This is a genomic window from Enterococcus sp. 5B3_DIV0040 (assembly GCF_002140755.1).
Lineage (GTDB): Bacteria > Bacillota > Bacilli > Lactobacillales > Enterococcaceae > Enterococcus_D > Enterococcus_D casseliflavus.
Genome location: NZ_NGLC01000001.1, coordinates 2,492,919 through 2,503,874 on the forward strand (window position 1 = coordinate 2,492,919; position 10,956 = coordinate 2,503,874).

Below are 10,956 nucleotides of genomic sequence, written 5' to 3' on the forward strand. Positions count from 1 at the left end.
AGATGCTAAGGTATCCGCTACTTCTAAAATATTTAATAAAAAAGAGGTTTAGTTAATCTGTTTCACTATTAACTAATCAAAACAAATATTCAATTGATTATCTGCTAATTCTTTAAACTCTTTTACTGTTTCTCCTCTAAAACTGAGGTTAACAATTATTAATGATTGATTCATTCAGCTCAACTTTATTTCTGCTTAATTATTTTCATTTTCTTCTATTTGATAATTAGCTTTACCACTTTCTGTTATTTGTATTGAATTTTTATTTTCTCCCTCCACATTCTTTTTATTTTCAATAAATGAATCTGATGAATCTAAAATCTGATCTTCATTTTGAATATCACTCTCTAAAGAAGGCTCTGATTTCTGTTCCTCATTTTTACTCTTCTTGTCTAAAGAAGGCTCTGAATCGTGACTGGCATTTCCTTCAACTTTTATCTCTGATGACTCTTTGTCTATATTTTCATTTTTTCCTTTATACTGAGGAAAATCAACTTTATTTACAAAATCTTTCTTTTCTTTATTCATATTTTTTTCTTTGATTTTATTTTCCATTTCAATTGCATTTTTCAGTTCACTCGATGATAATTCAGTTTTTAATATACTTTTAAATATTCCATACGGAGTAGGAATTGTATAAGAATCTGAAAAAACATAAGTTTGTTCATCAAGAATATCTTGCGGAGAAAAGATATATCCAGTTGTTGTTGCATATCTTCCTTCCCTCCAAGCTTGTTTGACTTCTTCTACAGAATGAATAATTTGCCAATTTTTCAAGTTTTCTCTTTCTTCCTTCGGAGTAACATTAACTATATACTTCAACTGAGAATATTTATCAGTTTGATCTTCACTTCCATGAGCAGCGATCCACGGATCTGGTCTAACTTCAGGATTTTGCATTAAATACTTAACAGTTGCTAATTCTTCAGGCTTTAGTTGATAATATCTAACTACGTGTATATGATCAATATGAGGAATGATAAACTCCTTACCGGTATCAATAGTAGCATTACCAACATGCATTGGTAGCTGATCAACATTAACCAACAAAGCTGGTGCCAGCTCTCCATCCTTTGGAGGAACTATTGAAAACTTGTAATTTCCATTATTTAATTCAGATGTTTTTAATTCAGCAAAAGCTCGTTGATTTAAATCCAAAGATTCAGATGAATAACTATATACCTGGTTATTATCCTTGACAACATACATGTTTTTATTTTTAATAATAATTTTGTTGTGGTCAAACGCAGGTTTCTCATCATCAGAATTTATCTCTGAACTGACTATTGTTTTTTTATTTTCTTTAGTCCATTTTTCTATCATAGCTAATTCATTCTGTTCTAATTCGCCTAATCCAAAATAATGAATATGATCGTCATGCTTAGCAACAACCCCATGCTCATCAACATCAATAATGGAACTTGCTGTAAATGTATAACCATCACTGGTAAAATACGGTTTCCCATCTAATCCTTTACCATAAGCTTCTATATTATTCCCAAAAAACTTATGAAATATTCGTTTTTTATTTGTTTTTTTTATTTTTTCATCTTTTTTATTTTGGGACAATTCTTTCTGGCTAGGAATTTTTATTCCTCTTTGTTTAGCATTTATTACTGCTTCTGCTGCTTCAATTTCAATTTTTGATAATTGAGAAAACGGAATAATATGGTAATGATCTCCATGAGGCAACACATAACCAAAAGCTTTTCTTTCAATTACAATACGTGGATCAAATACTAGACCATCTTTTTCTTTGTGTCTTTGGCTTTCAGGTAATTTATACCATTTATCCATAGCATTTCCTATAGCATTATTACTTAGTGAAGATGTATTTACATTGCTCGATTTCCTTACTAGACCATGATGGGTAGATGTTTTACTAATAATATTATTGGGATAAATGTGAATTCCCTTATTTAAGTTTTCTTTGGAATTAAAATAATTATCATTATAGTTGAGCTTCAAATCAACCATATTGCCATCTCTGTCCCTCACAATTGACGTATTTTGTGTTTTAGGAATATGGACTGAAGAAATACCTTTTCCTGACAACCATTTGTTAGCTAACTCTAATTCCCAGGATGATAAATCCGCCTTAGGCACATAATGAAAATGATCTCCATGAGATACAATAAAAGCATCTCCAGTATCTTCAACTATACTTTCTGGTGTAAACACATAGCCATCATCTGTTGTATACCGCCCTTCTTTATTTTTATGCCCAGAACTAGTCATGATTCCTTTATCCTTTGTACCTTTTTGCTGCTCAATAATCTCTTCCTTGGTTCTTATATTAGTTGCATTTTGAGGATCGGTCAGATATAGATAGTATTTGCCATTAACCTTTATTATATATCCATTTTCATGTTCACTTACAATATCTTCTTTTTTTAATTTATAATTCGGATCTTTCATTACTAGTTCTTCACTAATTAAAGCATCATAAGGTACTTTTCCACTATAGTAATGAAAATGATCCCCATGAGAAGTAACATATCCATCATCTGTAATCTTTACAACAATTTGTTCTGCATCTATACCTTCTTCACTATTTAACTTGGCCGTCTGTGCCTTTGATGACTCGTCATTACTAGAAAACTGCTCTATATTGCTTGATTCACTATCATCAATATAATGAACACGATTATCTCTTGAATCGACTTGTCCATGTTGAAATGAAGCCAAGGTATATCCGCATACACCAAATCCTAATGCAATAAAACAACCTATAGTAATTAATTTCGTTCTGTATTTCATTGTTTATCCCCTTCTAAATCTTCAGCAATAGTATTTAAAGTATCTTCTAAATTTTCTAAATACCTTTTATTATTTTGAGGATCCGCTTCTAGTGGATTAAGAATTTTTATTTTTGCCCCTGTTGATTTAGCAACAGTCTCTGCCTTTTTTCTCGAAGTTTGTGGTTCCGCAAAAATAGTCTTAACATTATTTTCTTTTACAAATTCTGAAATTTCAGCCATACGTTTAGGACTAGGTTCTTCATCCTCTATCCCAGAAATTCCCAATTGCTTCAAATTATACCTTTCTGCTATATAAGAAAATGCTGTATGTTGTGTAACAAAAGTTCTGCTCTTGACCTTTTTGAATCTTTCATCATAATTACTAGATATTTCTATAACTTCTTTACCAAATGTATCTGCATTTTTTAAGTACTCTTTTTTGTTTTTAGGATCCAATTCAGATAACTTCTGAGCAATAATCCTTGCTTCATCTTTAACTAATATAGGATCTAACCAAGTATGCGGATCATACAAACTTTTTTCATCTATACCTTCAGTTACCTCAATATCTTCTAAACCTTGCACCCTCTTTAGATTTAGTCCGTCAGATGCCTCAATAATTTTTACCTGCTCGTTATTAAAGGTTTCTTTCAAATTACGTGCCCAACTTTCTAAAGTCCTAGAATGAAAAATAAAAACATCTGAATCATTAATTGCCTTTATATCCGCAGCAGATGGTTCATAAGAATGTATACCATTAATGGAATTAATCATCCGTACATCGTTCAGATTTCCACATATTTCTTTAGTAATTGCATATACAGGATAAAAACTAGTAACAATTTCTAAATTCTTATCAGTAGATAAGTTATTATGATGATTGTCCTTACATGAACATAAAAGTATAAGTCCGAATGTAAGGGAAAATAACAGTAAAATCTTACATTTCTTCATCAATAGTCTCCTCTCTAATATTTCACTACATTTTACGCAAATCAAATCGTAACGATTACTATTTGCAGTAAAAATTTAACAAACACTGTATTATTTGTCAATCATTTTTTAATTAATACAACATATTTTCTGACTTTAATAATACTGTAACAAATCTTATTTATATTGTTTATTCAAACGACAAACCAAGTAAGATAAGTTCGTCAAATCCTATGTCACAACAAACAAAATAGATCTTTCGCCAAAATAACATAACAATATAACCAATTGCAAAAACTAACAGAGTTTATACTTTACAGTAAAGTTCTTTTACAAATAAAAAAGCTTTATCAGTTGTTGCACCACCATTTGATTCACTTAGTATTTCCTCGAATCACCGATTATTCTACGATTAAATCAAAAAAACGATATCCTAAGTTCAATGAGATCTGCATCAATCATACAAATTCACTAGCTATAGCAACAGCTACATACAAATTAAAAGTGCAATATATGTCAAAAACAACAAATCCTTTTCTGATTTTACTCATGAATACTCCCATCTGTAGTAAGCAACAAAAACATATTCTTTGTTTTTAATAGTAATGATGATAATCTATTTTGTATTCATATTTATCAAAATTATCGTAACGTGACCGGTTTCAATTATAGAAATGATTCTTTCTTTGCACGATATCAAAAAAATTGACAGTCGCATCATCTACAACTGACACATACTCTTCTCCATCAATGTCATGAAATAATCATATTCTAGATCAACACTAAAATAATCCAGAACAACAAAAATAAAGTAAACAAGAGCAATCTGTACTTCATTTTTCTGTCATAAATAGAATTTATTTCTGCAAAAGATAACGATTATGCCTATGACAATGATTCATATCGTTTCAAAAATATAAATACCTTTTCCAATCACATCACAACCTCGTTTCACATCTTTATTCTCAATGAAATAATAGAAGCTGACAATAGCATTGGATTCTCCTTCCACACAAACGAAAATAACATCTAATCTGCTTTTTCATTTCTTTGAAAAAGAATTGCACAAGAGTGTAGGGAAGGGACGAGAGCTATAAACAAAATCGCAGCAGTACCATTCGGAAAATTATACACACTACAAATACAGTTGAAAATGTTAATTTAGGTTTCAAAAAAGCCTAAAAAAGAGTGCTCTCTAAAAAGAGTGCACTCATAAAACTACTTTATTTACACACAAAAGAATTATAGGCGAAGTGGTCAGGTGACTAAATTGAAAGCTGAACTATAATGCTTAAACAGTTAATAATACACGAGATATTTCATCTATAAATAAAATAATTATCAAGAAATTAAAATAGATACTACCTTATTCATATAAATTTCAACATAAGATTTAACTTCTTTTCACATTATATGTTAGTGTATAGAATAATTTTTATTAACGTATATCATATTATTCCTAAATATCGTTCCTCCAATATATTTCATTTATAGGCTCCACAAATAACAAACAAACTAATCCTTCTCTTAAATCATAGCAAATACCATGTATTAATAAAATATTGTCATCAAACCCTTCAATTTTTAAAGTTTCTCCCACCCTTGGAATTATTGATAAATTTATCTGAAATGTTGATTGATTTAATATATTTATTATTATTGCTTTATTCAATTTCATACTCTTCTTTCTTTATAGAAATCATTTTATCTTTAGTGTCAATAAGTACCGAACAGTTTAAATACTGAATATTTGCAACAGTTTTTTCGATATTTTCTTGTGAATTTGCATATTCCTGAATAGACAACTTTCTATTGGGAATGAAATATTCGTGATAGTGATACGGATTAGGATTATATACCTCATCTTTTCTCAAAATATGATAGATCACCACAAGCAACTGACGAGCAATCGTAATTATTGCTTTCTTATGCCCTCTACGTTTCTTACGTTGGAGCTATCTATTTCTACATTCTAAAAATTTGTTAGACTTTACGACTGCATTAGCAACTTCAACCAGTAAAAGCTTCGGGTAGCAACCACGTTTAAATATTCGTGTGGAGTATTTCTTACCAGCACTTTAGTTGTTAACAGGAACTACCCCATCCTATGAATAGAGGTGCCTAACAGAAGAAAACTGATTCATAACAATGTCGATTTCCGAAATTCCCCGTAACTCAGTTAGAGAATTTTTAAATCCAAGAACGGTTTAAATCAACTCTTGTTAGTGCGCATATTCTTTACCTAACTCAGTGATCATCTCTTCGAGATTTTTTTCATAAAGTAATCGCATCATAGTGAACTTTGATTACGTACAGTCTCTCTACTTGTTCATCAGATAGCTCACCAACCATTGAAATCTCTAATTCTTCAATAGAAACTTGCATACGACAGTAAATCATTATAGCTATATCAGTTTTCTCATCAATCTTGTCTAGAATACTCTGAATACTTTTTGAGCGGGCTTTCCTAAAGGATCGAAAATAACACTAACAATTTGAAGATTTAACAAAATCAAACTGTTCTGATAACGTTTTTCACTAATTTAAAGATAGATCCGCTTCATTCGGTATCGGAATAAATCCGAATCGCTTTGACATATTTAGGCTAGGCCATTTCGTCCTCAAAGAAGTTATAGAGTGGACCCAAATACTTAGTAGTAAATTCCATACAAACGTGAAAATAAGAATGGAAATCAAACTTTTTTTCAACTCTTTCAACGAATTCATAAACGTTAAAAAGCAACGACACTTGTATTTAGTAATTCTTTTGCTGTCAGTGATTGCGATCATAGCGATAACGAACTATTTATGTGCATCAATACCACAGCAGTTTGGATACACGGTTTTTAACATCGTGAGAATCTACCTTGATATTAGAAAAACTATATAGGGACTACAAAGCTCTACACAAACAAGTCACTCATCCAAAAATAAGTTTACGTGCTCTTTGTCACAGTTAGTTGTGCTTGAAAAACAAAGCTACACATATAAACATACAAGATTGAAAAGAGGAAAATACAGATATCAAATCTTATCCACGAACATCCTGTCACTTCTAAATAATCGTTCAGAAATAACAGAGATACTTAATGGCATTCAGTTTTACTTCACCGAACCATATGCTCCTTGTAACAAGAAACAAATAAAATTACAAACAGATTACTTAACAATATATCGGGTAAACAACAGATAAATGCGGGTTTTAAAATACCGTTACCCATCTTAATAAACATCGGAAAGCAACCATCATTTCCGTAAAATATCCTTATTTCAACGGAAAACTAAAAGGGAAAAGCACTCTGATCAAAGTGATTAAGCAACTTTCGAACGTTCCTTCATCTTCGTAAACGAGTGTTAATCCAACAGAACCTATGTAAGAACGTTCGATCTCCTAAAAAAGGAAGCACCGAGGTAACACTAATTGACTTAAAACCATATTTTATTAAACGCCTATACTAGACTCAAAATTTCAAAAAAACAATATCTAATATAGACGTTTTTTGTTGATTTAACAATATTTCAAATCATTTTTCGTCAAAAAAGGAATTATCACTATGGGTATAACTTTATCTTTTCTTACTTGTTAAATAGTTTCATTGTTAGCCATCTTTACAAATGGCAAATAAATTAACATGGCTAAAATTAAATTAATAATTGATAAAATAATTGATCTCCAATCAAATCCTGTCGAAAAGAAGCCATATAAGATCGGTGGCATTACCCAAGTTACATTTTGTGTTACTGGAGAAACCCAACCTAAATCTGTTGCTAAATAAGCCACACTAGACATTACAGCAGGACATAATAAAAATGGAATAAATAAAATAGGATTTAATACAGTAGGTAATCCATACATTACTGGTTCACCAATATTAAACAAAACAGGCATAATTCCAAGTTTTGCAACTTCTTTATAATGACTATTTTTTGATACCCAAAAAATCGCAATTAATAAACCTAAAGTTGCATACCAGACAAACGACCCGTATGATACGCTTGTCCAAACATAAGGAATAGTTTCATTGTTTTGATAAGCTTCTAAATTAGCTAATAGAGCCACTCCAAATACACCTTCCATAATAGGCGCCATAACATTTCCACCATGAATACCGAAAAACCAGAAAAATTGTGTTAAGATTGCCACTAATACCACTGCAAGAAAACTTTGAGATAAGCCTAACATCGGTGTTTGTAATACTTTGTATATCCAATCTATAATTAATAAATCCGTAATTTTAGTGAATGAAAAAGTAAAAATAGCTACTATATACAATGAAACTAGAGCTGGAATTATTGATAAAAATGGTTTAGCAATAGCTGGAGGAACTGTATCAGGTAATTTAATTGTCCAATTTTTATTCATGAGTTTACAAAAAATAATTGAAGATAAAAAACCTATGATTATTGCAGTAAAATAACCATTTGAATTAATTTGAGTACCAGGCAACAATCCTGATATAGTCACATTTAAACTGCTACCTGTAACTTTTATTCCCTCAACCCCAGTAAATAGTGTTGTTAAGTCAATATTATCATTATTCGATAAATTGTAAGTTGAAGTCATAGAATTACCTATGGAAATAATAAATGAAGACAGTGCGACTAGTCCTGAAGACAAAGTATCTGTTTTATATATTTTGGCAATATTTACTCCTAAACAATAAATAAAAAGCAAAGATACAATAGAAATGCTACCTTTAAAAACCAAGTTATTAATATCCACCAACCATTGAAAAACCGACGTAATCTTTTGTAAATTAAACTGATCAGGAATATCAACCAAAAAAGCATTGATTAACAACGCAATTGAACCTGTCATTACTATAGGCATTGTCCCTATAAACGAATCTCTCAAAGCTACTAAAAATCGTTGATTCCCAATTTTAGTAGCCATAGGTAAAATTTTACTCTGAATTGTATCCATTATTTTCTCACCCATTGCATTAACTCCTTTGAATATAAAATTTAGAAAGCGCTATCTAAATTTTAGTATATAATTGTTTTTGACTATTTGAACATGATAATTTATACTTAAAACATGGTATTTTCTTCATAATTAGTTCTATAAAGACAAACTATATTGAGTCAAGCACAAAATGAAAAGTTTGAATAACATAGTTTGGATGTAGTTTGAAGGCATGACAAAGAAACCCTAGACAAAGGTAATTTTTGAAAGGATCAATTAACGATCATCTTCTGTTCCTCATAGGGTTTATTATCTTTCAGTAATTGATAAATGATACGCACCAGTTTTCTTACGACATGACTAATTGCGACATTGTAGTGTTTTCCTTCCGCTAGTTTTTTCTGGAAATAGACACGCATAGACGGCGACCAAATAGACATGAGCCTGGCGGACTCATGCAATGCCCAGCGTAATTGCGAAGAGCCACGTTTGACCATTCGTCCAGTTTCCGTTTGATTCATTCCAGAAGTGGAGACTGAAGGTTCTGCGCCTGCATAAGCAAGTAACTGATTCGGCGAACGAAAATTCTTAATATCCCGAATTTCGGCAAGAATGACACTCCCTAATTTAAAACCAATGCCAGGAATCGTTAAAAGTGGGGAATCGATTTCATTCATTAATCGAGCGACTTCCTTCTCTGCTTCGTCCCGCATAGTCGTAAGGTACTGAATGGTATCAATGGTTTGAAGGAGTTCAAATTCTAATGCAGGGGACTCTTGACCAATAGAGGCTTGCGCGAGTGCTTTGAGCTTGACCGCCTGTTCTTTTCCAAAGCGGCCCTTTGAGTGCGCTGAAATAAGATTCGTCAGCTTCGTTAAATGTGCATTTCCTAGCTTTTTAGCAGAAGGATATTCTTTCAAGATTGCGTACACATAGGATTGGTGTTTCGCAGAAGAAGAACCCAAAGAAGGTGCGAGTTCCGGAAAGAGAATATCTAGAATGCGTGTGTAGCTTACTTTTTTTCGAGTACAATCCTCTTTCAATCTGGCTGTATGTCGAGTTAAATACTTCAACTCAATCATTGAAGGGTTAGCACTAAATGATTGTTTATCAAGATCTGTTCGTAGTTTTCGAGCGATCGTTATGGCATCTTTTTTATCGGTTTTGATTTTTCGCAAACTTTGATTTTTGGCAAATTCTTTGATTAAGTACGGATTATAGCTGTAGGTTGGGTATCCTTGCGTCCTAAGGAAGCGTAGGATATTGAAGCAATAATGACCGGTATCTTCTAAGGCGATTTGTATGTCTTCACCGGTTGTTTTCTGCAGATTGGCAAGCGTCATTTGAAGCTTTGTAAATCCTTCACGATTATTTTCAATCTGAAGATGACGGACAAAAATCGTTCCTTCAGTATCAATGACCGCTAAGTCATGTTTGTGCTTGGCAACGTCTATTCCAACGTACAACATAAGAACCACTCCTGACAGATTAAATTTACGCTGTGCTCCACTTACTCTTTGCCTATGTAATCTTGTGATCAATCAAGCGTCACAGACAGATGCCATGCGCTAACAAACTTATTAACAATATGACAAAGAGCTGTGGCTAGAGCCTTTCTAAAACAGTATTCCAAAGGAATCTGGTGGAGATGCATACTAGTCCACAGCACCTAACTCAATTATAGATAAAATAACAGCTAATTAAAACGGAATGGCTGCTTAATTGAGTAATTTAAATATAAGGAGATAATGATGGAAGATTTTTGGTATCATAATAGCTCAGTTTCTGCTCCAATTTCTCTTTCTCAATGCGGATATGAATCTTATCATCCCAAATCTTCTATTCGTAATTATATAGTTCAACAAAAATGGATATTTCATTATGTTTTATCTGGCAAGGGATTCTTAGAAGTAGAAGCTCAACATTTTGAACTTAAAGAACACGATATTTTCTTTTTTTTTCAAGGTCAAAAAGTGAAGTATTATACAGATAAAAAGGAACCTTGGACACTGATTTGGTTAGGTATACAAGGTGATAAGACTTCTGAATTTTTGAAAGAAACAACTTTACTAAATACTCATACAGTTAGCTTGACTAAGAATATGAATAAAAAAATAAAAAACATACTATTGAAAATAGTATGTGAAAATAGAGAACTAATTGATGAACCGGAAACTTTAAAAGAATTAAGAAATATAGCAAGTATATATAATTTTTTGTATTATATTAAAAAAGCTTTTTTAGCACCTTCTTTAATCACAAATAAACCAACTCAAGTTAACATTATTGACTATATTAATAACCATTATATGAACGATATTTCTCCAAAAAAAATAGCTCAATATTTTAACATAAGTTACAGTCAGCTATATAAAC

General features: G+C 31.5%; 6 protein-coding genes and 2 pseudogenes. 2 read left to right on the forward strand and 6 right to left on the reverse strand.

Going from position 1 to position 10,956, the window contains the following annotated elements; all coding sequences use genetic code 11:
* Window positions 1-195: 195 nt before the first annotated feature.
* The 4 genes and pseudogenes from A5883_RS11735 to A5883_RS19820 form a co-directional block, all read right to left on the reverse strand.
* Window positions 196-2,760: a pneumococcal-type histidine triad protein gene (locus tag A5883_RS11735; RefSeq protein ID WP_086338625.1), complete on the reverse strand. Its 2,565-nt coding sequence runs from the start codon at window positions 2,758-2,760 to the stop codon at window positions 196-198.
* Entirely contained in the window at window positions 2,757-3,695 is a 939-nt protein-coding gene (locus A5883_RS11740; RefSeq protein WP_086338626.1) for a metal ABC transporter solute-binding protein, Zn/Mn family, read from the reverse strand. The genes A5883_RS11735 and A5883_RS11740 overlap by 4 nt, the downstream gene beginning before the upstream one ends.
* Window positions 3,696-5,133: 1,438 nt before the next feature.
* The gene (locus A5883_RS11745) at window positions 5,134-5,346 is read right to left on the reverse strand and encodes a hypothetical protein (protein ID WP_141108403.1); all 213 of its coding nucleotides are present in this window, start codon (window positions 5,344-5,346) and stop codon (window positions 5,134-5,136) included.
* Window positions 5,347-5,425: 79 nt separating this feature from the next.
* Window positions 5,426-6,470 (reverse strand): annotated as a pseudogene (locus A5883_RS19820) (transposase); the annotation flags it as partial.
* Between the two features lie 416 nt (window positions 6,471-6,886).
* On the opposite strand from A5883_RS19820, the pseudogene A5883_RS19825 reads away from it, so the two are divergent.
* A pseudogene (locus A5883_RS19825) lies at window positions 6,887-7,052 on the forward strand (ISL3 family transposase); the annotation flags it as partial.
* Between the two features lie 205 nt (window positions 7,053-7,257).
* Here the strand turns inward: A5883_RS19825 and A5883_RS11755 are convergent.
* A complete protein-coding gene (locus A5883_RS11755) occupies window positions 7,258-8,613 on the reverse strand; it encodes a PTS sugar transporter subunit IIC (RefSeq protein WP_086338628.1) in 1,356 nt (451 codons plus the stop codon).
* A 239-nt stretch (window positions 8,614-8,852) separates the two neighbouring features.
* Window positions 8,853-10,049, reverse strand: a complete 1,197-nt coding sequence (locus A5883_RS11760) for an IS110 family transposase (protein WP_086338629.1) — start codon at window positions 10,047-10,049, stop codon at window positions 8,853-8,855.
* A 282-nt stretch (window positions 10,050-10,331) separates the two neighbouring features.
* On the opposite strand from A5883_RS11760, the gene A5883_RS19485 reads away from it, so the two are divergent.
* On the forward strand, window positions 10,332-10,956 hold a 625-nt coding region (locus tag A5883_RS19485; protein ID WP_254907842.1), incomplete at its 3' end, for an AraC family ligand binding domain-containing protein.

What these genes read in the sequence shown, in the direction of transcription:
- A5883_RS11735 (WP_086338625.1), bottom strand. Translation starts at nt 2,760, where the DNA reads ATGAAATACAGAACGAAATTAATTACTATAGGTTGTTTTATTGCATTA.
- A5883_RS11760 (WP_086338629.1), bottom strand. Translation starts at nt 10,049, where the DNA reads ATGTTGTACGTTGGAATAGACGTTGCCAAGCACAAACATGACTTAGCG.
- A5883_RS11755 (WP_086338628.1), bottom strand. Translation starts at nt 8,613, where the DNA reads ATGGGTGAGAAAATAATGGATACAATTCAGAGTAAAATTTTACCTATG.
- A5883_RS11740 (WP_086338626.1), bottom strand. Translation starts at nt 3,695, where the DNA reads ATGAAGAAATGTAAGATTTTACTGTTATTTTCCCTTACATTCGGACTT.